Source organism: Streptomyces sp. NPDC003393 (assembly GCF_053589015.1).
In genome coordinates this window covers 310,353-333,345 of record NZ_JBSFRB010000002.1, presented here as the reverse complement: position 1 = coordinate 333,345, position 22,993 = coordinate 310,353, and the positions used below count along the sequence as shown (strand labels likewise).

19 protein-coding genes and 2 pseudogenes are annotated in these 22,993 nt (G+C 73.1%); 5 read left to right on the top strand and 16 right to left on the bottom strand.

Annotation, left to right across the window (positions count from 1 at the left end; all coding sequences use genetic code 11):
- Window positions 1-136 precede the first annotated feature (136 nt).
- On the bottom strand, window positions 137-1,114 hold the full coding sequence (locus tag ACWDUZ_RS03560) for an aldo/keto reductase (RefSeq protein ID WP_451630096.1): 978 nt from the start codon (window positions 1,112-1,114) through the stop codon (window positions 137-139).
- Between the two features lie 236 nt (window positions 1,115-1,350).
- Entirely contained in the window at window positions 1,351-2,235 is an 885-nt protein-coding gene (locus tag ACWDUZ_RS03555) for an MBL fold metallo-hydrolase (protein ID WP_451630095.1), read from the bottom strand.
- Between the two features lie 130 nt (window positions 2,236-2,365).
- Here ACWDUZ_RS03555 and ACWDUZ_RS03550 point away from each other — a divergent pair, with 130 nt between their 5' ends.
- Window positions 2,366-2,794: a MarR family winged helix-turn-helix transcriptional regulator gene (locus tag ACWDUZ_RS03550; protein WP_451630094.1), complete on the top strand. Its 429-nt coding sequence runs from the start codon at window positions 2,366-2,368 to the stop codon at window positions 2,792-2,794.
- A 346-nt stretch (window positions 2,795-3,140) separates the two neighbouring features.
- On the opposite strand, the gene ACWDUZ_RS03545 is transcribed toward ACWDUZ_RS03550, so the two are convergent.
- The 5 genes from ACWDUZ_RS03545 to ACWDUZ_RS03525 form a co-directional block, all read right to left on the bottom strand.
- Window positions 3,141-5,777, bottom strand: a complete 2,637-nt coding sequence (locus ACWDUZ_RS03545; RefSeq protein WP_451630093.1) for a SpoIIE family protein phosphatase — start codon at window positions 5,775-5,777, stop codon at window positions 3,141-3,143.
- A 258-nt stretch (window positions 5,778-6,035) separates the two neighbouring features.
- Complete coding sequence (locus ACWDUZ_RS03540; protein ID WP_451630092.1) at window positions 6,036-6,464, bottom strand: ATP-binding protein; 429 nt, start codon at window positions 6,462-6,464, stop codon at window positions 6,036-6,038.
- A gap of 126 nt (window positions 6,465-6,590) precedes the next feature.
- On the bottom strand, window positions 6,591-6,983 hold the full coding sequence (locus ACWDUZ_RS03535) for a (deoxy)nucleoside triphosphate pyrophosphohydrolase (RefSeq protein ID WP_451630091.1): 393 nt from the start codon (window positions 6,981-6,983) through the stop codon (window positions 6,591-6,593).
- A 70-nt stretch (window positions 6,984-7,053) separates the two neighbouring features.
- Window positions 7,054-7,254: an SPOR domain-containing protein gene (locus tag ACWDUZ_RS03530; protein WP_451630090.1), complete on the bottom strand. Its 201-nt coding sequence runs from the start codon at window positions 7,252-7,254 to the stop codon at window positions 7,054-7,056.
- A 450-nt stretch (window positions 7,255-7,704) separates the two neighbouring features.
- Window positions 7,705-8,457, bottom strand: a complete 753-nt coding sequence (locus tag ACWDUZ_RS03525) for a GntR family transcriptional regulator (RefSeq protein WP_451630089.1) — start codon at window positions 8,455-8,457, stop codon at window positions 7,705-7,707.
- Between the two features lie 292 nt (window positions 8,458-8,749).
- Between ACWDUZ_RS03525 and ACWDUZ_RS03520 the strand changes: the two genes are divergently transcribed.
- Window positions 8,750-9,991, top strand: coding sequence for a serpin family protein (locus ACWDUZ_RS03520; RefSeq protein WP_451630088.1), 1,242 nt, complete (start codon window positions 8,750-8,752; stop codon window positions 9,989-9,991).
- Between the two features lie 74 nt (window positions 9,992-10,065).
- Window positions 10,066-11,172, top strand: a complete 1,107-nt coding sequence (locus ACWDUZ_RS03515) for a pyridoxal-phosphate dependent enzyme (RefSeq protein WP_451630087.1) — start codon at window positions 10,066-10,068, stop codon at window positions 11,170-11,172.
- 69 nt (window positions 11,173-11,241) lie between these two features.
- On the opposite strand, the pseudogene ACWDUZ_RS03510 reads toward ACWDUZ_RS03515, so the two are convergent.
- Window positions 11,242-11,517 (bottom strand): annotated as a pseudogene (locus ACWDUZ_RS03510) (hypothetical protein); the annotation flags it as partial.
- Between the two features lie 12 nt (window positions 11,518-11,529).
- Between ACWDUZ_RS03510 and ACWDUZ_RS03505 the strand changes: the two are divergent.
- Window positions 11,530-12,027: pseudogene (locus ACWDUZ_RS03505) on the top strand (LysR family substrate-binding domain-containing protein); the annotation flags it as partial.
- Between the two features lie 45 nt (window positions 12,028-12,072).
- Here ACWDUZ_RS03505 and ACWDUZ_RS03500 read toward each other — a convergent pair.
- From ACWDUZ_RS03500 to ACWDUZ_RS03490, 3 genes are all read right to left on the bottom strand, one after another.
- Window positions 12,073-13,983, bottom strand: a complete 1,911-nt coding sequence (locus ACWDUZ_RS03500) for a BTAD domain-containing putative transcriptional regulator (RefSeq protein WP_451630086.1) — start codon at window positions 13,981-13,983, stop codon at window positions 12,073-12,075.
- Between the two features lie 103 nt (window positions 13,984-14,086).
- Window positions 14,087-14,266, bottom strand: a complete 180-nt coding sequence (locus ACWDUZ_RS03495) for a hypothetical protein (protein WP_451630085.1) — start codon at window positions 14,264-14,266, stop codon at window positions 14,087-14,089.
- 183 nt (window positions 14,267-14,449) lie between these two features.
- Complete coding sequence (locus ACWDUZ_RS03490; RefSeq protein ID WP_451630084.1) at window positions 14,450-14,827, bottom strand: hypothetical protein; 378 nt, start codon at window positions 14,825-14,827, stop codon at window positions 14,450-14,452.
- A gap of 355 nt (window positions 14,828-15,182) precedes the next feature.
- On the opposite strand from ACWDUZ_RS03490, the gene ACWDUZ_RS03485 reads away from it, so the two are divergent.
- Entirely contained in the window at window positions 15,183-16,187 is a 1,005-nt protein-coding gene (locus ACWDUZ_RS03485) for a LuxR C-terminal-related transcriptional regulator (RefSeq protein ID WP_451630083.1), read from the top strand.
- A gap of 77 nt (window positions 16,188-16,264) precedes the next feature.
- On the opposite strand, the gene ACWDUZ_RS03480 is transcribed toward ACWDUZ_RS03485, so the two are convergent.
- The 5 genes from ACWDUZ_RS03480 to ACWDUZ_RS03460 form a co-directional block, all read right to left on the bottom strand.
- On the bottom strand, window positions 16,265-17,737 hold the full coding sequence (locus tag ACWDUZ_RS03480; RefSeq protein ID WP_451630082.1) for a DHA2 family efflux MFS transporter permease subunit: 1,473 nt from the start codon (window positions 17,735-17,737) through the stop codon (window positions 16,265-16,267).
- A gap of 70 nt (window positions 17,738-17,807) precedes the next feature.
- Window positions 17,808-18,968 (bottom strand): hypothetical protein, encoded by a 1,161-nt coding sequence (locus ACWDUZ_RS03475; protein WP_451630081.1) that lies wholly within the window; start codon window positions 18,966-18,968, stop codon window positions 17,808-17,810.
- Entirely contained in the window at window positions 18,965-19,639 is a 675-nt protein-coding gene (locus tag ACWDUZ_RS03470; RefSeq protein ID WP_451630080.1) for a hypothetical protein, read from the bottom strand. Before ACWDUZ_RS03470 ends, ACWDUZ_RS03475 begins: the two co-directional genes overlap by 4 nt.
- 3 nt (window positions 19,640-19,642) lie before the next feature.
- On the bottom strand, window positions 19,643-21,958 hold the full coding sequence (locus ACWDUZ_RS03465; protein WP_451630079.1) for a beta-ketoacyl synthase N-terminal-like domain-containing protein: 2,316 nt from the start codon (window positions 21,956-21,958) through the stop codon (window positions 19,643-19,645).
- Entirely contained in the window at window positions 21,958-22,992 is a 1,035-nt protein-coding gene (locus ACWDUZ_RS03460; protein ID WP_451630078.1) for an aminomethyl transferase family protein, read from the bottom strand. Before ACWDUZ_RS03460 ends, ACWDUZ_RS03465 begins: the two co-directional genes overlap by 1 nt.
- Window position 22,993 lies beyond the last annotated feature (1 nt).

Sequence of the window (22,993 nt, the reverse complement as noted above, 5' to 3'; positions counted from 1 at the left end):
GATCAAAAGCGCGGCGAGCGGGCCCTCCGAACGTGCGGCGCCCGGATGAGCGAGGCCGGCGCCGGCCGGCGCCCGCAGGGACAGCGCCGGGAAGCAAAGAGACCGCCACCGGTCCCTCGATGCCTGGTGGCTTCGGTCACCGCTCCATCATGCGCATCTGCGCTTCGTCGTGGGTGGCGCCGACGGCGGGGGGGAGGTTGTCGAGCTTCTCGATCTGTTCCGTGGTGAGTTCCACGGCATCGGCGGCCGTGTTCTCCTCGACGCGGACCGCACGCTTGGTACCGGGGATGGGTGCGATGTCGTCCCCCCGGGTGAGCAGCCAGGCGAGAGCGATCTGCGCCGGAGTGGCTCCCGCCTCGGCGGCGATGACTTGGATCTCGTCGGCGATGCGGAGGTTGCGCTGGAAGTTCTCGCCGCTGAAGCGAGGATTGTTCTTACGCAAGTCCGTGTCGTCGAAGCCGCTGGTGGAGCGGATCTGCCCGGTGAGAAAGCCGCGTCCCAGAGGCGAATAGGGCACAAAGCCTATGTTCAGTTCACGCAGCAGAGGCAGCACTCGTGCCTCCGACTGCCGGGCCCACAGCGAGTACTCCGACTGGACGGCAGCGATGGGGTGCACGGCGTGGGCACGGCGAATCGTCTCCAGCCCGGCCTCCGACAGACCGATGTGGCGGACCTTGCCCCCTTCGACCAGTTCGGCCAGCGCCCCGACCGTGTCCTCGATGGGCGTGTTCGGGTCGACCCGGTGCTGGTAGTACAGATCGATGTAGTCGGTGCCCAGCCGCTTGAGCGAGCCCTCCACGGCGGTCCGGATGCTGGCCGGGCTGCTGTCGAGTTGCCCGGACGGCCGGCCGGTGTGGGAGATCATGCCGAACTTCGTCGCCACCACGGCCTGGTCACGGCGTCCCTTCAGTGCCTTGCCCAGGAGTTCCTCGTTGACGTAGGGGCCGTAGACCTCTGCGGTGTCGAGGAACGTGACACCCAGTTCCAGGGCCCGGTGGATGGCGCGGATGGACTCGGCGTCGTCCGTGTTGGCGCCGGTGTAGGCGTAGGACATGGACACCAGGCCCAGTCCGATACGGGAGACGTCCAGTTCCCCCAGCTTGATATGTTTCATCGCACTTCTCTCTTCTCTGATCATCTGAATGGCTGTCCGAATCACTGGGCGCTGTGCCGCTTCCGCGACTCATCGCCTTGTCGGTCATTCGCCCCGAGCAGTGGCTGGTCGTGCGAGCGGGGTGGACCGGGCAACAGGGGCGGGCCCTGATGCGCGCCCGAGAGTCCGAGAGCTGCGGCGCGGGTGGCGGCCGCCGCCACGTCGGAGCAGGGCCTGCGACCGGTCGTCGCCGACGGTCAGGCGTCCAGGAGACGCCAGGCAGGGCCATCGCCGTCCCGCCGGACCCGTCCGAACACCGCGTCCGCGAAGTGGATGCCGAAGCCGATCGTGCCGGGCTCTTCCAACGCGGCGACGAGACGGCGGCGATAGTCCGCTGCCGGGACGGGGTCGCCGTCGAAGGCCAAGGACCATTCGGGGTGCTCGACCTGGATCGGTGAGAGCATGGCGTCCCCGAAGGCGACCATCCGCTGCCCGCCCGATGTGATGACGTACTCGGCATGTCCGGGCGTGTGTCCGGCTCCGATCCGCATCCGTACTCCCGGGAAGATCTCCCGCCCGTCCGACACGGTGCGGACGCGCGGCGCCAGTCCAGCCATCTCCCTGCTCATGCCCTGCGCCTCCAACACACCGCGCTGGGCCCATTCCGGTTCGGAGATCAGATAGTCGGCATGGGCGAATGCAGGCCGGTCACCGTCCGGGGCGGGATTCCAGGCCCAGCCGATGTGGTCCTGGTGCAGGTGGGTGAAGGCCACCGCCTCGATGTCCTCGGGCCTGCGGCCGAGGACGGCCAGGCTGTCCAGAAGAGCACCCCCGTGCATCGTGGCGACCGGACCGTCCGAGGCGTGCGCGTCGTACGGCCCGATCCCCACGTCGATCAACAGTGCCCGGTCGCCGTTCTCCACCAGAAGGCCACCGATGCTCACCACCAGGTTGCCGGACTCGTCCAGGAACTCCGGCCGAGCGCCCCACACCTCGCTCGTGCTGTCGGGAAGCAAGTCGCGCGGCCTGAGCCGCGCCACGCCGTCCGGTACGTACGTCACCCGCAGGTCGCCCAGCCGTACCGAGCGGACACCCGCCGGCCTCTTCAGCCGCTCACCCAGGTCAGCCGTGGGATACGCCATGGTCCCTCTCCTTCTTCGGTGCCCGATCGTCCTCGTGTCGCTCGGACGAGACGACGCAACCGTAAGCATCAAACTAGAACAATGCAAGCTTGAAGAATTCTAACTTGATGCATTTGGTAGAGTGGTACGCATGACGAAGTCCCCGGAGCCGCAGGCCGTTGCTGAGCGAAGGGTGTGTGGCCTCGTGAAGGGGCTGGCTCAGCAGATCGACGATCATGTGCGCGTGCGCGCCGTCACCCTGGGCCTCACCGTGCCCCAGGTCACCGCGCTCCGGGAGATGACCGGTCCGATGACCATGCGCGAGCTCGCCGAGCGCATGGGGTGCGAGCCCTCCAACACCACTTTTGTCATCGACAAGCTCGAAAAGCAGGGTCTGGTCCAACGACGCGCGCACCCCACCGACCGCCGCGCCAAGCAACTCGTCCTCACCGCGGAGGGCACTTCCCGCCGCGAACAGGTCCTCGACGTCCTCTCCCAGGACTCACCCCTGGACGGCCTGGACCCTGAGCAGCAGCGCGTCCTTCGAGACCTGCTTGAGAAGGTCGTCGTCCGTCCCTGAGCCGACGCTGGTCACAAAGGTCCGGTCGCTGTGCGTTGCCCAGCGTGTCCCGGGCGCGGCAAGCCGTGTACGCCGTACCCCCTGCTGGGCGGGAGTCGCGCGTCTTCTCCACACCCCTCACGTCACTGTGGCCGTCACTGTGCCAGGGGGCGGGCCGCCGATCCTGTGTCGTGACCTGAAGAGCGTCTCGGCCGGGGACCGGGTCCTGGGCCGGTCGCCGAGCCGCCGCCGGCCGGCCGTGGCGGCACGAGTCCGCGACTCGAAGGCCTCGGCCGGGGTCACCCTCACCTCCCCCGCCGGTGCCTTCAGCACTTCCGTCGGCGCCCTCCAGAACGTACCCGAACCGTCAGAACAGGCTCAGCAGCGCCTCCGCCGGGTCGGCGAGGGTGTTCTCGCCGTCCGGGAGCGGGAGTTCGAACCAGACCGTCTTGCCGCGCGGGGTCCGCCGGGAGCCCCAGGCGGCGCTGAGCAGGCCGACGAGTTGCAGGCCCCGGCCGCCCTCGTCGGTGTCGCGGGCGCGGCGGCGGCGCGGCTGGACGAGCCCGGAGTCCCACACCTCGCACACCAGCGTGCGGTCCAGCAGCAGCCGGAGCCTGATCTCCCCCTCGCCGTAGCGCAGGGCGTTGGTGACCAGTTCGCTGACGAGGAGTTCGGTAGTGTCGACCAGGGGTTCCAGGTCCCAGGCGAGCAGTTGGGCGCGGGCGTTCTCGCGGGCGCGGCCCACGCTGCGCGGCTCGCGGGGCAGGGTCCAGTCACCGACGGACTCGGCCGGCAGGCCCTGGACGCGGGCCATCAGCAGCGCGATGTCGTCCTCGCCGTGGTGGCTGCCGAGCGTGTTGAGGACGTGGTCGCAGACGTCCTCCAGGGGACGGCCCGGGTCCGTGAGCGCCCCCACGAAGGCCTGGAGGCCCTCGTCGAGCGGGTGGTCGCGGGACTCGACCAGGCCGTCGGTGTAGAGGGCCAGCAGGGCGCCCTCGGGGAGTTCGACCTCGACCTCCTCGAAGGGCTCCCCGCCGACACCGAGCGGCATGCCGGGCGGCACGTCCAGCATCAGCGCGGGCTCACCGGGTTCCACCAGGACCGGCGGGAGGTGGCCCGCGTTGGCGAAGGTGCAGCGCCGGGTGACGGAGTCGTAGACGGCGTAGATACAGGTGGCGAGATAGACCTCGGAGAGGTCGGCCTCGCGGGGGCGGCGGGCGGCGCGGGTGGCCTGCTGGACGCCTCCGGGCGCGCCGAGGCCGCGCGCGATCTCGTCCAACTGGGAGAGCACTTCGGCCGGTTCGAGGTCGAGCAGAGCCAGGGTGCGGACGGCGGTGCGCAGTTCACCCATGGCCACGGCGGCGCGCAGGCCGCGGCCCATGACGTCGCCGACGACCAGTGCGGTGCGGTGGCCGGGGAGTTCGATGACGTCGAACCAGTCGCCGCCGACCTCGCTGGGCCGGCCGGTGGCCGCGTTGCCGGGCAGATAACGGCAGGCGATGTCCAGTCCGGAGGCCTCCGGGTCGCCGGGCGGGAGCAGGGAGCGCTGCAGTATGAGCGCGCGTTCGTGTTCGCGCCGGTAGAGGCGGGCGTTGTCGATGCAGACGGCGGCGCGGGCGGCGAGTTCGACGGCGAGGGCGCGGTCGCGGTCGCCGAACGGCTCGCTGCCCTTGGTCCGGGCGAACTGCGCGAGGCCCACGACGGTGTCGTGGGCGACCATCGGGACGGCCAGCGTGGAGTGCACCAGGCCGCCCTCCTCGCCGGCCACGATCTGCGGGCGGGCGGTGCGCAGGGCGTCGGCGCACCGGGAGTTGAAGGGGAAGTGGTGGACGGCACCGACCTCGACGGGCTCGCCGGTGCCGGCGGTCAGTGGGGCTCCGGAGACGGCGCTGGCGAAGGCGACGCGGCGCAGTTCGGCGCTGCCGTCGGCGAGGCCGGACGGGGTCTCGTCGCCGGCCAGCAGACCCTGGTAGAGGTCGACGGTGGCGAGGTCGCAGAAGCCGGGGACGACGACGTCGAGGAGTTCGCGGGCGGTGGTCTCCAGGTCGAGGGAGTTGCCGATGCGGGCGCCCGCCTCGTTGAGCAGGGCGAGATTGCGCCGTGCGGCGGCGGCCTCGCGGGCGGCGGCGCGGCGGGCGGTGATGTCGGTTCCGAGCCAGGCGATGCCGATGGGGCGGCCGCTGCCGCTGTGCACGCGGTAGAGGTTGATGGACCAGTGCCGGCGTTCGTCGGAGCCGGGGACGAAGCCGGTGACGTGCATGTCCGTGATGGACTCGCCGTTCTCCAGCACCCGGCGCAGGGTCGCCGTCACCCGGTCGGCCTCGGCCCGGGGCAGGTAGTCGTGCACGCCCCTGCCGCGGTGGTCGTCGGGTTTGCCGCCGAAGATGGAGGCGAAGCGCTCGTTGGCGCGGCGCACCCGCAGGTCGGTGTCGATGAGCAGGAAGCCGAACGGGGATTGGCCGAAAATCGCCTGGGATGCGGCGAGGTCGGTCTCCATCCTCCGCAGGATGCGCACGTCGACGACGATGCAGACGGCGGCCTTGTCGCCCTCGGCGGTGCGGGTCGGCATGACGTACACCTCGGCGAGTCCGCTCGGGCCGCGTTCGGGGCGTACGACGGTCCCGCCGTCGGCCGGGGCCGGCAGTCGGAAGGGGACGACACCGGTCCACTCCCGGCCGTCGAGGATCTCGGCCATCTTGCGCTGGCCCTGTTCCCGTTGGTCGGGGTCGATGAACGCCTCGATGGGATCCATGCCGACCGCCTGCTCGGCGGGGATGCCGAACAACTGCTCGGCGCGCAGGCTCCACTGGTCGACATGACCGTCGGGACCGATGGAGAAGGACGCGACTTTGATGTAGTCGTAGATGGAGCCGGGCGGGCTGCTCTGCCACATCGCGTCCGCGGGTGGCGCCATCTCGTCGGTGGCACCGCCGTTCGCGGCCCCCGCCCTCGCGCCGTCCGACGGGTCCTCGGACTCCGTGGCCTTCGCTGGTATCTCGCTCACGCGAACCGTCCCCTCCAGCTCACCGCGTCCGGCACCGGTCACCGGGGGCGGCTGCCCGCAGTATCCAGCACTACGGCGCCGCGCAACACGGTGTTCACGATCACAGGACCATCCCGATGCTTTTCGGTCCGGCCTGTGACAACACCATGAGTCTTCTAACCAGGCGGCACCCCGTCGAACCCCGTTGCGGCGAGCGTCCGTGCCGGGCGGGCGGACACCCGTGGCGAACACCGGCTCAAACACCGGCACAACGGGTCGTCACGGACGTCCGTCAACGGCTCCCGCGGGCACCGCGAGTTCGAACCAGACCGTCTTTCCGGTGTCGTCCGGCCGGGTCCCCCAGCGACGGGAGGCGGACGCGACCAGTTGCAGCCCACGCCCGCCCTCGTCCTCGGGGCGGACCGGACGCGCCCGGGGCGGGTCGGGCAGCGGGTCGGAGACCTCGACGAGCAGCACGTGGGGCAGGCCCGGCGGGCGCACCAGCCGCACGCCGATGGGACCGCGGGCGTGTCGCAGCGAGTTCGTGACCAGTTCGCTCACCAGCAGGGCCGCGGTGTCCTGGACGCTGTCCAGCTCCCAGCTGCGCAGCTGCCCCCGGACAGCGGTACGAGCCGTGCGCACCACACCGGGTTCCGCGGGAAAGGTCCACTCGGCACAGTCGCCTTCGGTGTCGATCACACCGATCACTTCCCAGCCCAGTGAGCTCGCATGTCCGGTTTCATGTGGTTAATGGGGACATACCCGGTATCCGGTGCCCAGTACCGCCCCCGGCGGCAGCCTGCTCGGCGGTTCAGGCGTCCGGCGCGGCGGCGCTCAGGCGCGGAGGGCGGCCCGTACGGCGGGGACGTCCTGGTCCAGCCACGGCACGGTCCAGATGTCGGACGGCGTGAGCCAGCGCAGTTCGTCGTGGTCCTCGAGGGGGGCAGGGGCGGCGGAACCAGGGCGCAGACGTGCGGTCCACACGTGGAGTTCGTAGGGCGGTCTCAGCGGCCAGCTGCCCGGGACCCGCGCGACGGCCTCGGCCTCGACGCCCAGTTCTTCCCGCAGTTCACGCACGAGTGCGGCCTCGGGCCGCTCACCGGGCTCGACCTTGCCGCCGGGCAGTTCCCAGCGGCCGGCCAGCTCCGGGGGTGCGCTGCGGCGGGCCGCGAGCAGGCGGCCGCCGTCGAACAGGGCGGCACCCACCACCACGATCCGTTCGGTCATGCGCCGGAGCCTACGGGAGCCGGCCGGGGCCGGCGTGGGCCGGTGGCGGCCCACGGTGTCCGGTGGCGGGTCAGTCGTCGGTGGTGTCCGTGGGATTGGCGCCGTCCCCCACGCGTTCGACCCAGTAGAGCTGGCGGTGGCCACGGCTGTCGAGGCTGTCGGCGATCTTCTGCGCCTCGGCGCGGGTGGCGTACCTGCCGACGCGGTAGCGATTGCCGTTGTCGTCCTGGCGGACGACGAGCCAGGGAAGAGTGATCGTGCCGTCGTTCATTCCCGCCCCACTGCTCCTTCCCGCCCCTACGGGCTTGCGCCCGCGTCCGGCTCGCGGCCCCCGCCGCGCCCCGCCGCCGGGGAAACCGCAATACGCATATGCCCGAGCCTACGCCCTACCTTCACACAGCGAATACGCCTTTTCACAAAGAGGTAGGCAACCGGCCAGTACGCAGGGGGCGCACGCTGCCGAACACGCCGCCCGCGGACCTGGCCAGGCACGGTCAGCGACGCCTGGCCCGCTGGGAGGGCGACGCGGACGACCTGCGAGAACGGCCGGAATCCAGCGCCCGACGGACGCGGCGCGCGGCGGCGCGGGGGGCGCGGGTGAGTGCGGGCCCCGCCGAGGAGCGCACGACCGCGCGGCCCTGACCGCCTGTCGTGGACCGGCTCTCCCCGCGCGGGCCGGCGTCCCGCGTGTGCCGGTGTGCGGTGCGGCCTTCCCGATGGGTTACTTCACCGGGAGGTGGTAGGCGACTCGGTAGCGGTCGGCGGGGATCACGACGTCCGCCGTCTCGACGGCGCGGCCGGAGGCGTAGAAGGTGCGCTGGATCACCATCACGACGTGGCCCGGGACTCCGCCCAGGGTGAGCAGTTCCTCGGCGAGGCCGGGGCGGGCGCCGACCTCCTCGGTGACGTTGTCGACGATGACGTCGATGGCGCGCAGACGCTCGACGACGCCCATGCCGCCGAGCGGTCCCTCCTCGGGGAGCATCACAGGCGTGCGGCCGGTGAGGGCGAGCGGCTCCCAGGAGGTGGAGAGCATCATCGCCTCCCCCGCGTCCCGGAAGACGTACTTGGTGCACATCACACGGTCACCGGGCGCGATCCCGAGCCGTTCGGCGATCGCGCCGCTCGCCTCGGTCTGCGCGCTGCGCGACTCCCAGGTGCCCCGCGCCTCGGCGGCCGCCTGCTCCTGGCGGAACGGAGTGGCACCGGCGGCCGGCCGGAAGCCGGAGCGGGCCACCCGGCGCGGCACGGGCCGCTCGCGCACATACGTCCCCGAACCGGAGCGGCCCTCGACCAGCCCCTCGGCCATCAGCACCTTGCGGGCCTCCAGGGCGACCGTGTCCGAGACGCCGTACTCCTCGCGGATCCTCGCCTGCGAGGGCAGCCTGGCGTGCGGTGGCAGCTGACCGTCGACGATCTTCTTGCGGAGGTCACCCGCGACACGCAGATACGCCGGCTGCTCACCGAAAGTCACTGGCCACTCCCATCAGGTTGTACAGACAGCAACAGCGTGGCAACCGTGGGTTGTGACGTGCAAGCGAAGGCCAGAGAATCACTCGATGTGATGACTTGTGGAGCCGCGACGCATCATCCAGGCACTTCCTCCCCGCTCCGGACGTCGTCACACCTGCCCGCCCATGCGAGCTGCCACGCCCGCGCCCCGACCGCCCTCACCGAAACTTCGAGCGATGACGCAGACCCGGCCCCTAGCCTTGCGCACAGTCACGGCTGACGTGACGGATCGCCGGGGAGGCGGAGGTACCCGCATGCAGGTGTCGGAGGCGACCGTCCGGGCGGTCAACGGGCTGACGGCCCGCTGGGCGGACCGAGCGGGCGACGGCGACGGCGACGGCGACGGCGACGGCGGCACGGTGTTCTCCGCCGCCGGGGTGTGGCCGCTGCTGGCGTTCCTGGCCGACGGCGCCGGGGGCGCGGCGCGCACGGAGCTCGCCGCCGCCGTGGGCCTGCCGGCCGATCAGGCCGCGGCCCACGCACGGGAGTTGCTCCGCGCGCTCGACAGCCTGCGCGGAGCGGCGTCGGCCCTCGGACTGTGGACGAAGCGCACCCTGGAGCTGCGGGAGCCGTGGGCGGCCGGGCTGCCGGCCGGGACGCACGGCGTGCTCACCGGGGACCCGGCGGCAGACCGCCAGGCCCTGGACACCTGGGCGCACAAGCGGACCGGCGGCCTGATCGACGCCATGCCGGTCCCGGTGACGCAGGACACCGAACTGGTGCTGGCCGGCGCGCTGACCGTGCGCACCCAGTGGCTGAGCCGCTTCCACGAGGGGGTGCTGGAGCCCGAGGCCGGACCGTGGCGGGGCCGGGCGCTGCGCGGTCTGTTCAGGTCGAGCACGCTGCTGGACCGGATCGGGGTGGTGGACACGCCGGAGGGGCACGTCACCGAGCTGAAGGTGCTCGGGAACACCGCCGTCGACGTCCATCTGCTGCTGGGCGAGGAGCACATGACGCCGGGCCAGGTGCTGCGCGCGGGCATCGGCGTCCTTGAGCGCAGGCACCCGGTCGTGCCCGGGCCGCGGCTCCCGTTCGGTGACGCGGGACCCGGGCTGCGGGTGCGCAGGGTGCGCAACACCCGGCCGGCGCCGCCCACCCTGCACGTGAGGACTCCGGCGTACGACCTGTCCGCGCACCACGACCTGCTGGCCCTGCACCGGCTGTTCGGGCTGACCACGGCACGGGACGACTCGGCCGGGCACTTCCCCGGCATCAGCGACTTCCCGCTGGCCGTCGGGGCGGCCGCGCAGATGGCGGTCGCGACGTTCGGCCCGCTGGGGTTCCGCGCGGGAGCGGTGTCCGCGTTCGGCATGATGGCGGGCGCCGGCATGCCCCGGCTCCGCTACCTGACCACCTCCGTCGACGCCGCCTTCGACCGCCCCTTCGGCTTCCTCGCCCTGCACCGCCACACCCGCCTGGTGCTCGCCGCGGGCTGGGTCACCGACCCGGAGCCCTACCCCGAGGAGCCGTGGGAGGACCGAGCGCACGACGGGTGACGGCCGGGGAGCCGGGTGTGCCGCCCGGCCGTCCTGCCAGGGCGGCGGCCGGCCCGCACCTTTAACCTGCGCACATGACACCTCTGCCGGACCGATACTGCCCCGCCGACGGCAACCGCGTCCCCGGTGACTCGCTCGCCTGGTGCTGCCCGTCCTGCCGCGGCCCTCTGGACCTCGACTTCGCCCCCACCCCCGCGCCCCTGAAGTCCCTCACCGGGCGCGTGAACTCGCTGTGGCGGTACGCCGAGACACTGCCGCTGTCGTCGCCCACCGTCTCCCTGGGCGAGGGCCGCACCCCGCTCGTGGAGCTGGCCGACGGGGTGTCGGCGAAGCTCGACTACCTGATGCCGACGCTGTCGTTCAAGGACCGGGGCGCGGTGCTGCTGGCCGAGCTGGCGCTGCGGGCCGGGCCTCGCCGGGTGGTCGCGGACAGCAGCGGCAACGCGGGCACGGCGATCGCCGCCTACTGCGCCCGCGGACGGCTGCCGTGCACGGTGTACGTCCCGCTGGGCACCTCCGCGAAGAAGCTGGAGCAGATCGAGGCGCACGGCGCCCGGGTGGAGATGGTCGACGGCGACCGGGAGGCGGCGGGCGCGGCGGCCCGGCGCGCGGCGGACGAGCCGGACACCTTCTACGCCTCGCACGTGTACAACCCGTACTTCCTGCACGGCACCAAGACGTACGTGCACGAGTTGTGGGAGGACCTCGGCGGGCGGCTGCCCGACGTCCTGGTCCTGCCGGTGGGCAACGGCACGCTGCTGCTCGGCGCGGCGCTGGCGGTCGCCGAGCTGTACGGGGCCGGACTGCTGGACCGGCGTCCGGCGCTGTGGGCGGTGCAGGCGGCGGCCGTGGCCCCGCTCGCCCAGGCCTGGGAGGAGGGGGCGGAGGAGCTGACCGGGCCGACGGTCGTCGCCCCCACGCACGCGGAGGGCATCGCCATCGCCCGGCCGCCCCGGGCCCGTCAGATCCTGCGTGCGGTACGGGAGTCGGGCGGCACCTTCCTGACCGTCACCGAGGACCAGATCCGCCACGCCCAGCTGGATCTGGCCTCGCGCGGCCTGTACGTCGAGTCGACGGGCGTGGCCTGCTGGGCGGCCGTACGGGAGGGCACGCTCGCCGGCAGGTCGGCGGTGGTGCCGTTGTGCGGGGCGGGTCTGAAGTCGGGGCTCGCACGGGAGTGACCGCGCACCGGGGCGGGATTCCCGCGCCGGCGTGACGGCCCTCCGGGTGCGCGGCGGCGGGGCCCGGGCTCAGTCGTCGAAGGCGGTGGCGCGGGCACGCTTCTCCCAGGCGCCGATGTCGCCGCGCACCCGGTCGAGGTGGTCGAGGACGGCGCCGACCGCGTCGTCGCCGAGGGGCAGCCGCAGCGGGGTGTCGTCCGCCTCCAGGGCGGCCAGGATCAGAGCCGCCGCCTTCGCGGGGTCACCGGGCTGGGTGCCGTCGCCGCCGGAGACGAACGCGCGGGTCTCGCCCACCTCGGCGTACAGCCCGCTGTCCGCGCTCACCCCGGCCCGCCCGGTGCCGAACGCGCCGAGGAGGTCGTGGACGTCGCCTTCGTGTGGCTGCCGCTGCCCGACCCCGGGCGCTACGGCTGGACGGTGGTCGCCGAGGAACCGCGGCTGGTCGCGCTGCCCGAGACGCATCCGCTGGCCGCCCGTGCGGAGGTGGACTTCGCGGACCTGGCCGGGCTGCCGTTCCTGGCCCTGCCGCGGGCCGCCGGAGCGCTCCGTGACCACTGGCTCGCCCTGGACGCCCGCGGCGGTGTCCCGCCCATGATCGGCGCGGAGGTGGCGAGCACCGAGGAGACGTACGAGGCGCTCGTCGCGGGGCTCGGGGTGTGCCTCGTCGCGGCCGGCAACGCGCCGCTGATCAGCCTGGGCGGGGTGACCACCCGGCCGGTGCGCGGCATCAGGCCCAGCCGCTACGCGCTCGCCTGGCGCCGCGAGGACGCCGACCGTCCGCTGGTGCGCGCCTACGCGCGGGCCGGCCGGCCGGCCGCGGAGGGCGGCCGGGGCACCGTTCCCGAAGGCGGCTGACACACCGTCCCCGGGGCGGCCGGGACCGCGTCCCGGGGGCGTGGGTCACGCCGCCTCGGGACGGGGCTCGTCGTCGACCAGCAGGTCGCGGGTGCAGTCGCGGATCAGGGTGTGGAAGGAGAAGCGGGCCGGGGTGTCCTCACGGATCAGGTTGTTCTCGATCAGCACGTCGAAGTGGCGTTCCACGTCGCCGGCCGGCAGGCCGGTCACGGCGGCCGCGTGCGCGACGTCGTAGGACGGGGACGGGTGGCGGCTGATGAGACGGCTGAACCGGCGCTCGGAGGGGTTCAGGTGCTGGTAGGACGTGCGCAGCATGGACATCAGATCGCGGTCGGCGCTGTGCAGGCAGCTCGCCCGTTGCGGGGCGCCGGCCAGGCGGTCCACGAGGTCGGCGACCGCCCAGGTGGGGCGTGAGCGCAGCCGGGTCGCGGCGATGCGGACGGCCAGCGGCAGGTGGCCGCAGAGTTCGACGGCCCGCGCCACCTGCTCGGGTTCGCGGGCCGCGCGCCGCTCCCCCACGACCCGGGTGAACAGCGCGGCGGCGTCCTCGGCCGGCAGCACGTCCAGCCACAGCGGCACGGCCCCGTCCAGCGCGCTGAGCTTGCGGCGGCTGGTGACCAGTACCAGCGTGCCGCCGGCGCCCGGCAGCAGGGGGGTGACCTGGGCGGTGTCGGCCGCGTCGTCGAGGACCACCAGACAGCGCTGGCCCGCGAGCCGCGACCGCCACAGGGCGCTGCGCTCCTCCAGGCTGCGCGGGATCGCCTCCGGCGCCACGCCACTGGCCTGGAGCAGGGTGGCCAGGGCTTCTTCGGGCGGCAGCGGCGGCCGGTCGGCACTGTAGCCGTGCAGGGCGATGAAGTACTGGCCGTCCGGATGGTCGGCGGCGACGCGGTGGGCGACGCGCACGGCGAGGGTGGTCTTGCCGACGCCGCCCATGCCGTCGACGGCGATCATCAACGGGGAGTCCGCTTGCTCCTGGACGGCCAGGCCCAGCAGGGAGTTCAGTTCGGCGGCGCGGCCGGTGAAGTCGGTGAGGTCGTGGGGCAGGTAGTTCCGGCGGTTGCCGGGCGGTGAGCCGGGTGCGGTCGCCGGTCCGGACATGGACGCGGACGCGGGCGCGGACGGGGGGTGTACCGCGTCGTCGCGTCCCGCCGGCCGGCCGGGTCCGCCCGGGGCGCGGGTGCCGCGCGGCGCGCGGCCCTCCGGTGCGGGGCCGCGGGCCGCGGGGGAGTCGGCGAGGATCTCGGCGTGCAGGGTGCGCAGGTACTGGCTGGGCTCCAGACCGAGTTCCTCCGCCAGGAACCGCCGGCCCTCGTCGTAGACGGCGAGCGCGTCGGCCTGCCGTCCACTGCGGAACAGGGCGAGCATCAGGCTGCCGCGCAGGGAGTCCCTGAGCGGGTACTCCGCGAGCAGCGCGTGCAACTCGCCGACCAGCGAGCTGGTCTCGCCGGTCCTCAGACGCAGCGTCATCAGGTCCTCCAGCGCGGTCAGCCGCTGCTCGTGGAGCTTGACCGCGGCGGAGGTGACGCTGGGGCAGTGGATGCCGGCGAAGGCGTCGCCGCGCCAGAGGTCCACCGCCGACTGGAGCAGGCGGACGGCGTCGGCGTGGCGGCCCTCGCGTTCGGCCGTGGCGGCGCCGCGCACCCAGGTGACGAAGCGGTGGGCGTCCACGGCGTCGTCGGGGACCATGAGCCGGTACCCGACGTCCATCGTGACCAGACTGGTCTCGTCGGCCGCGGAGAGGATGCGGCGAAGATCACGGATGGCGTTGTGGACCTGGGGACGTGCGGAGGACGGCGGGTCCTCCCACAACTCGTCCACCAGCACGTCCACCGGGACCACCCGGTTGGCGTGCAGGAGCAGCAGTGCCAGGAGCTTCTGCTGGCGCATGCCCCTGACGCGGACGAGTTCGCCCGACTGGCGGGTCTCCAGAGAACCCAGGACAAGGAATTCCATTTCTTCTGTTCCCCCGATGTGCGGGTCGGTCGATCTCCCGGGAACGGGGGCTGGTCGTTCCCCCGGTGTGCGAGCCGTTCGGCACGGCCTGCTCGGGACGCGGTCACCGTCCCCAGGTGACGTCGTCCGTCGTGTCCACGACGGTGGTCGTGCCCGTTCCCTGTGCGGTCCCGACAACTCCCGGAATGTGCTGCACCTGGTGCGCTGCGGTCACCGAAAGCGTCAGTCCGCCGGCGGCGAGAAGCACGGAGGCGACGAATTTGGAGACACGGGTAGCCGGCACGGAATTACTCCTTCAAAAAGTGGGTGGATTCCCGGTGACGAAGCACCGGGGCGATCGGCGGCCGGTCGTTTCCGCCGATGCCTCCACTCTGCTCGAGCGCCGGTCGAGAAGGAACGGAAATCGGGTGGACGGAAGCTGCACTGTCCTAAGCCGTCCACCGCGACCTGCGGAGATGTACGCGGCTCAGTCGTCCCACCAGGGACCGGGCACCAGCACGGCCTCAGCTTGCCGGATGCGCAATTCCCGCAGTTCGGGGTGCCCGGAAACGGCCTGTCCGGCCAGGTGGGCCGCGGTCTTCTCGGCGGCCGCGAGGTCCTCGGCGAGCAGGAAGAAGCCCAGTGTGATGTCCCCCGGAGGGCCCTGATGCACCGTGATGTGCTCGAGGCCGTCGGCCTTTTCGGCGTACGACCCGACGATCGTGGCCAGGTCGGGCCCTCCGGCAGCGCCGCCGGGGCCCTCGAGGCGCACATGAATGAGATACATGCCTTCATTCTTCGGCGCGGAAATCGAGCCGGGGAGCGGCTCCCGGTGGACGGTTTGTGCCATGGCATGAACCGTCATCGGTGAAGTGGTCCGCACCGGTCATACATTGGCGCGGATGGGCGGACGCACGTACGTGAGTACGGCGACGGACGGGCCGGAGGCGCCGGCCGCTCCGGTCCGGACCGCACCGGGACCGGAGCGGGGATCGGGACCAAGAAGATTCAATGCGCAACTACTCCTCGGTCGGCGTTCGCCGTGAGTGGTCGTCCATGCGCGCGACGCGCCCTGCTGTCGCCGTTGGTTGAATGTTCGTCAAATTGGCAGGAACCGTCCTGGTTGCCGTCTCAGGAGCAACAGGAGTTCAACATCAGTAAGCTCTGGTGCACAAAGTTTCGAACTCGGTGAGTTTGATGCTGACCAGGGGGAATGCATCATGTTGGACGTCCTGGGACTGGACACCGTTGCCGAAGCCATCTACCGGGGAATGCTGACCAGCCCTCATGACGGCGTGACGGCGCTGGCCACCCGGCTGTGCCTGACGGAGGATCAGGTAAGAAGAGGGCTGGACCGGCTCAGTGAGCTGGCGCTGATACAGCCCGCGGTACGAGAAGGAGGCGAGGAAACCGGGTTCCGGGCGATCGGCCCGGAGACCGCGATGGAGGTGCTGTTGGCCCGCCAGCAGGCGGAACTGGCGGCCCAGCAGATGCGGGTGGAGGCCTCCCGGGCGGCCGCCGCGCAGCTGATCGCCGAGTGTTCGGCGCTGCGTCCGCGCGCCGTCGACCAGGCCGCCGAGCAACTGATCGGCCCGGAGGCGATCCGGGAGCGGCTGGCCGAACTGGCCCGGTCCGCGCGGACGGAGGTGACCACCTTCGCGCCGGGCGGCGCGCACTCGGCCGAGGACCTGGCGGCCAGCCGGGAACCCAACGCCGACCTCCTCGGACGCGGGGTGCGGATGCGGACCGTCTACCTCGACAGCGTGCGCAACCACGCGCCCACGCTGGAGCACGTCAGCTGGCTGCACCAGCACGGCGGGCAGGTCCGCACGGTGCCCGACCTGCCGATCCGGATGATCATTTTCGACCGGCGCAAGGCGGTGCTGCCCATCGACACCTCCGACGCCCGGGCCGGCGGGGTGGTGCTGAGCGGCGCCGGGACGGTCGCGGCGCTGTGCGCGCTGTTCGAGAGCGTGTGGCAGACCGCGGTCCCCCTGGGCACCACGCCCAAGTCCGACGCGAAGGACATGCCCCCGCAGGAGCGCGCGGTGCTGAAGATGCTCGCCCAGGGCTACACCGACGAGGCCATCGCCAAGCGTCTCGGCGTCTCGCCGCGCACGGCCCGCCGGGTCGCCGCCAACCTGATGGAACGCCTGGACGCCCGCAGCCGCTTCGAGGCCGGGGTCCACGCCGTCCAGGACGGCTGGCTCCCCTCGACCCGCTGACCGCGGACGTCCCCGCGCCCGAGGGCTGTCCCGTGATCCGCGCCCGCCGGGGATCACGGGACAGCCCTCGGCCTCCGTCACCCCTTCTCCCCGCTCCGGCGGGCTTCGCGGCGGTCCGCCGCGAGCAGCGCCAGGGCGGGGAGCAGTGTGACGGCGTACACGACGAGCAGCCGGCCGAAGGAGTGGGCGAAGGCGCCGGGCACCAGCCCGTGGCGCTGCCGCGCCGCCGCGTCCAGGATCACCGTCACCACGGCGAGGGCGACGGCGCCGCCGATCCGCTGGACCAGGTTGAGCTGCGCGGAGGCGTCCGGGATGGACTGCGGCCGGATCGACTGGAACGCCCTGGTCATCGCCGGGACGATGGTCAGTCCTGTGCCCAGCCCGCGCACCGCGAGGCTCACACACAGCAGCACGTAGGAGGTGTCCGCCGACAGCCGGGTCAGCGGCACGGTGGCGAGCATGGTCAGCGCGATGCCGACGACGACGGTGCCGCCCCCGCCCAGCCGCTTCATCAGGACCTTGCACAGCCAGGCCGCGGAGACCACGCCGATGCCGCCCGTGGACATCAGCAGGCCGGTCGTCACGGCGCTCTCGCCGCGCGCGGACTCGAAGTAGAGCGGGATCAGCATCATCGGCGAGTAGAGGACGAAGCCCAGGCAGAAGATGTTGACGGCCGCCGTGCGGTACACACGGTGGCCGAACAGGCGCAGGTCCAGCAGCGGGAAGCGGGCGCGCAGCTGGCGTACGACGAACACGGCGCCGCTCAGCACGGCGAGGGCGAGCGGCACCAGCAGGGAGGCCCTCAGGCGCAGGCCGGCGCCGGAGAAGGCGTGGATGGCGAGGACGGTGCTCACCGTGCAGGCCGCCGAGGACAGCAGGCCCACCACGTCCAGCGGCTTGGCTCCCTCGGCGGCCGGGGCGCCGCCCCGCACCGCGCGCAGGGTGACGGCCAGCAGGGCGGCGCACAGCGGCACGTTCACCGCGTACACCGCGGCCCAGCCGCCGGCCTCCACCAGGAGCCCGCCGATCGTCGGGCCGAGCAGCGGGCTGATCAGCATGACGCTGCCGTTCAGCGCCTGCACCCGGCCCAGCTGCTCCCGCGGTACGCCGCTGGTGAGCAGGATGGTGGACACGGGCGTGAGCACGCCGGCCGCCGCCCCGGACACCCCGCGCGCCGCGATGAGTTCCGGCAGGGTCTGGCTGAACGCGCAGGCCGCCGAGCCCAGCGCGAACAGCGTGGTCGCGCCGGCGAAGACCCGTTTGACGCCGAACCGGGTGGCGAGCCAGCCGGCGGCCGGCATCAGCGCGGCCAGCGCGATCAGGTACGTGGTCACCACCCACTGCACCTGGTTGATGTCCCCGAACCGTGCGGTGGTGTCCTCCAGGGACACGTTGACGATGGTGGTGTCGAGCAGCGCGAGGAAACCGCCGGTGATGGCCACGGCGATCGTCAGGACGGTGGGGCCGGAAGGTCTCTTCGCAGCGTCCGCTGCGGGCGGCGAGGACTCGGGACGAGCCTCCTCGCCGGTGTGTCGGTCGGTCAGCGACATGTGGGCGTCCTTGAAGGAGTCGAAGTGCGGAAAGCGGGTCGGAAGGGGATCGGGAAGCGACCGGGGCGGTTCAGTCCGCCGCCGTGAGTGCGTCCGCGACGGTGTCCAGGAGCCGCTCGCCCGCCTCGTGGGCACCGGGGCGGTTGCGGCAGGAGAGCGTCAGTTCGGTCTCGTCGCCGATCCGGCAGGCGCTCAGGAACATCTCGGCGTAGGGCACGAGCATCGGCAGGGTGGAGAACGCGGTGGGGCGAAAGCCGTCGGTGCGCAGTTCGTCCGTGTCGATCCGCCCGTGGTCGGTGATGATCGCCGTGCAGGGGAAGCGGCTGCCGTCCAGCTCCTGAGCTTCGCGCAGGGTGTTGGCGAAGGGGTTCTGACGCAGGAAGTCCCGGCTGAGGGCGGCCACTTCCTGCTTGCGCAGCAGGGCGCGCATGATGCGGCCGTGCAGCGCCTTCCACTCCTCGTCCCGCCGGAAGTCCAGCACCAGCTGGGAGGTCAGGTTGGCGGTGGAGCGCACCGAGCGGTCGTGCCGGCGCAGGTCGACCGGGACGACCAGGCGGCCGGTGTCGCCCGCCAGGTGTCCGGAGAGAGCGGCGGCCACGCGGGCGGTGACCGCGGAGGCGTGGGCCGGCACCCGGCGCCGCAACCACAGCGGGGTGCCGTCGGCCTCTCCGGTGCCGAGGATCGCCGGCAGGCCGGGGATCCGGGCCGGCGGCCGGGCGGGCGGCACGTCCCCCGCCGCCGTACGGAAGTGGGTGTCGTCGACCACCGCGTCGGCGCCGGCCGGCTGCTCGCCGCGCAGCACGCGGAACACGTCGGCGAGCCACTGCCGCAGGCCCCGGCCGTCGGTGACGATGTGGCTGGCCCGCACCACCAGCCGGGTCGCCGGTCCCCGCGAGGCGTGCCCGACCTCGCACACGGGTCCGGTCACCACGTCCAGGTCGCGGTGGAAGAAGGGGTGCTCGTAGCCGGGCGTCCAGGGCAGTTCCGCCACCGGCGGGAGCGGGCCGTCCGCCCGCCAGGCGGCGGCCCGGCGCCGTACCGCCATCCCCGGGCTCGCGAGGGTGGCGGCCCGCACGGCCTCCCGCAGGCCGTCCGGGTCGAGGGAGCCCTCCCCCTCGACCACCATCTGGATCAGCTGCGGGGTGCCGGTCGCCGCCGCGTTCAGATAGCCGCGTTCGATCTGCGAGATACGGCGGGTGTACGGCCGTGCCGTCGTGGCTGTCGCTGTCATGCCGCCTCCAGGGTCAGGGCGTCGGTGCCGTCCGTCCGCCGAAGGAAGCGCACCGGGACGGGCTCGTCGGCGGCCAGCGCGAGGTGCAGCGCGGGACCGGCCGTGGCGGAACGGACGTGGTAGGTCGGGACGTTGGTGGGCCGCCAGCCCGGCCGCCAGGACGGCAGCCGGACTCCGGCGAAGGTCTCCTTCGTCACGTGCGAGGCCTTGATCAGCGCCTCGCACTCGGCGAAGTCCCGGATGGCGGCCGGTTCCGTCCGGCCGAGCAGCTCACCGAGCCACCGCATGGCGTACGGCCGGTCCCGCTCGTCCTGGAGGTCCACGCCGACCTTCGGTCCGGTCGACAGGGCGACGGCGCTGTACGCGGCGCAGTGGGCGACCGAGACGTTCAGCCCGTGTTCCGGAACGCTCCACCTCTTGTGCGGGTCGCGGGCGAGGTCCCGGGCGGTGAGGTCCAGGCCGTGCACCGCCCGGACGGCCTCGATGATCAGCGAACGGCCGGAGCGGCTGAGGCGGTGGCCCATGCGGTCGCGGGGCAGGCGGGAGTGGTGGGTGACCAGACAGTCGATCACCGCCGTGTCACCCGCGACGCCACCGCCCCGGCCCGCCGCGCCGACGTCCCTGCCGCCCCGCAGCACCGGGGCCGGCACGAGACCCATCAACGTGCCCACCGCTCACTCCCCCGTGTCGAACACGGCCGCCGCGTAGCTGCCGCCGTAGGCGAAGCTGGACAGCAGCAGCCGGCCCCGAGGGGTCTCGCCGCTCAGGGCGGCGACCAGGCCGAGGGCGCCCGCGCTGCCGTACGTCTCGCCCAGCAGCGCCTTCGGGGCCAGCACCGGGCGGCCGTCCAGGCCCGCCAGGCGCAGCGCCCGCGCCTGGGCCGAGTCGACCAGGCCGTAGCCGGAGGCCGCGGAGACGACGGTGTCGATGCCGTCCGGGCCGGTTCCCGCCTCGGCCATGGCGGCGCGCAGGGACCGCGCCCAGGCCTCGCCGTCGCGGCCGATGCGGCCGATGCCCGCCGGTTCGCCGGAGGCGCCGTAGCCGCGGACCCGGGCGAGGACGTCCGCGCCGCGGCCGGCGGCCGACTCCCGGCTCTCCAGCAGGACGGCCGCCGCGCCTTCGCTGAGCACCGTTCCGGTGCGGCCGCCGGGGACGATCCGGGCGGTGCGGGCGTAGCCGGGCAGTCCGGCCTGGGTGGCCAGGGCCTGCTCGGGGAACTCGTCGGCGATCACCACCATGATGCGGTCGGCGGCGCCGCGCGCGATGACCCGGGCCGCCAGCTGGAGGGCGAGGACCGAGCTGGTGCCGCCGTTGGCGATGGTGGCGGTGTAGCCGCGGTAGCGGTGCAGCATCGCCACATGGCCGGCGGCCGCGTTGACGACGGTGTTGGCGAACAGGGCCGGGTTGGCGCCGTTGATGCCCTGCTTCAGGACGCCCTTGTGGAACTGGAGGACGGAGGTCACCGGGCCGTAGCCGGTCGCGAAGACGATCCCCGTGCCCTCGGCCTCCGCCCGCGAGGGCTTGCCGTGCCGCCCGTACAGGTCGGCGACCGCGGCGGCGGCCAGCAGGCTGAGCGGGTCCATGCGGCGGGCGCGGCTGGGGTTGATGCCGCGGGAGGCGGCCTTGACGTCGATCCGGCCGACGGGCACCTCCCCGACGCCCTCGACCTCCTCCGCCCCGGTGAAGCAGGGCCGGTCCTCGGCGAGCGCCGCGAGCAGCTCGCCCGTGTTGCGGGCGGCCCCCGCCAGGCCCGCGACACCGGTCACCACCACGTCGTGGACGGACTCGGTGCGCCGGGACGCCGAGCCCGGGCGGCCCGGACGGTGGAGCACCACGGAGGCGTTGTTGCCGCCGAAGGCGAAGGAGTTGGACAGCACCACCTCGGGCGCGGCCGGGCGCCCGGTGTCCGGGACGATGTCCAGGCCGAACGGCTGCTCCACGCCCCGGGTGTTGATGGTCGGCGGCAGCGTGCCGCGGTCGATGGCGAGGGTGCTGACCACCGCCTCCACGGCGCCGGCCGCACCGAGCGTGTGACCGATGATCGACTTGGTGGAGCTGGCCGGCGGGACCGCGGTGCCGAACAGCAGCTTGACGGCCTTGGGTTCGGAGGCGTCGTTGGCGGGGGTGCCGGTGCCGTGCAGATTGAGATAGTCGACGTCGCCGGGGCCCAGGCCCGCGGTGTCCAGGGCCTGCGCCATGGCGGCGCAGGCGCCCTTGCCGCTGGGGTCCGGGGCGGTCTGGTGGTAGCCGTCGCAGGACAGGCCGTACCCGCCCAGCTCGGCCAGGGGCCGGGCGCCGCGCGCGGCGGCCCGCTCCGCCGGCTCCAGGACCATGAACCCGGCGCCCTCGCCGAGCGTCAGCCCGCTGGAGGCCGACATCGGCGAGCAGGGCTCGGCGTCCAGCGCGCCCAGGGCGCTGAAGCCGTACGCCGACAGGGAGGCGAGCGGGTCGACGCCGCCGCAGATGACGTAGTCGACGTCCTCCTTCCACAGCAGCTCGGCCGCGTAGCCGAGGGCCACGGCGCTGGCGGCGCAGGCGTTGGAGAGGACCACGCGCGGGCCCCGCAGGTCGAACTCGGCCGCGATGTAGTCGCCGACGCAGGGCAGCTGGGACGCCGCCGCGGCCCGGGCGTCCAGCCTGCCCTCGTGCACCAGGCCGGCGTGGACGCCCTCCAGGGTGGGCATGGCGCCGAGGCTGGAGCCGACCACGACCGCGACCCGGTCCCGGTCGACGGTGTCCAGGTCGAGGCCGCTGGTGCGCAGCGCCTCCCGGATGGCCGTGGCCGCGAGGGCGTAGCAGCGGTCCACGTCGGCGGGCTGCTCGGCGGTGACCATGCCCGCCCACTCGGTCAGCAGCTCGGAGGTGTCGAAGAGGGTGTTGGTGCGGATGCCGGAGGTGCCGGCGGTGATGGACGACCAGCCCTTCTCGACGTCGTCCCCGGCCCCGGTGATCAGCCCCAGACCGGTGAGGGCGATTCTCGGTGTGATCATCAGGAGATCCTCGTGGTGAGCGAACGGGCGATGACGCGGGGCAGGGTGACCGTGCGCAGCGGGCGCTCGGCGCCCTGCTCGTCGCCGGCGGCCAGCTCCAGGCCGGGGACCCAGAAGGGGGCGTCCAGGAGCGCGAGGACCAGCTCCTCCTCGGGGTTGGCGGCGGGCGCCTGCCACAGGACGGTGCCGACCTCCTGGCCGGCGGCGGTCACCTTCGCGCCGGCGGCGAACCGGCTCTCGGCGGGGGCGGCCAGCGCGGTCAGCCGGGCCGTGGCGGTGGTCGGCCGCTCCAGGCCGTCGGAGCCGTGGAACTCGCCGATGCGGTTCCAGTCGATCATCCAGGCGAGGTCGGCCTCGCCCACCGTCAGGCCGGTGAAGCCCGCTGCGTAGACGGCCATCCCGGCCTCGGCCTGCACCCGGGCCAGGCCCTCGGGGCCGACCGGCGCGCCGCCCTGCTCGGCGACCGCGGTGAGCACGGCCTCGTGGGCGGCGTCGGGGGCATTGGTCAGCAGCAGGTAGCCGTACTCGCCGGTGGTGCCGACGCGCGCCAGGTGGGCGAGGGCGGCCGGCTCCTCGGGCAGCGCGGACTCGGTGACGGCGTGCAGGGTCAGGCCGGAGATGTCGAAGTCGACGAAGTGCGCGGCCACGGACCAGGCGGTCGGGCCCTCGAAGGCGCTGGCGCCCCAGCCCTCCGGCTCGACCTCGACGGTGACGTCCTCGGGGACGTCCAGCTGCTCGAAGTAGGCGCGCAGTTCGGCGGCGGTGACCTGGGTGCGCGGCAGCAGCCAGGCGTCGTCGCCGATCTCGAAGTGCAGCAGGATCGCGAACGGGGTGCCGTCGGCGTTCAGCGCCAGCGCCTCGCGGACGGTGTCCGGCTCGACGAACTCGCCGGACTTGGCCAGGAACTGGTCGAGCAGGGTGATCCGCTCGTCGCCGGAGACACGGACCAGGGGTGCGGTGATCCGGTAGGCGCCGACGGTGGTGCGGACGGTGGTGTAGTCGTCCGTCTCGGTGCGCAGCGGGGCGGTGGTCATG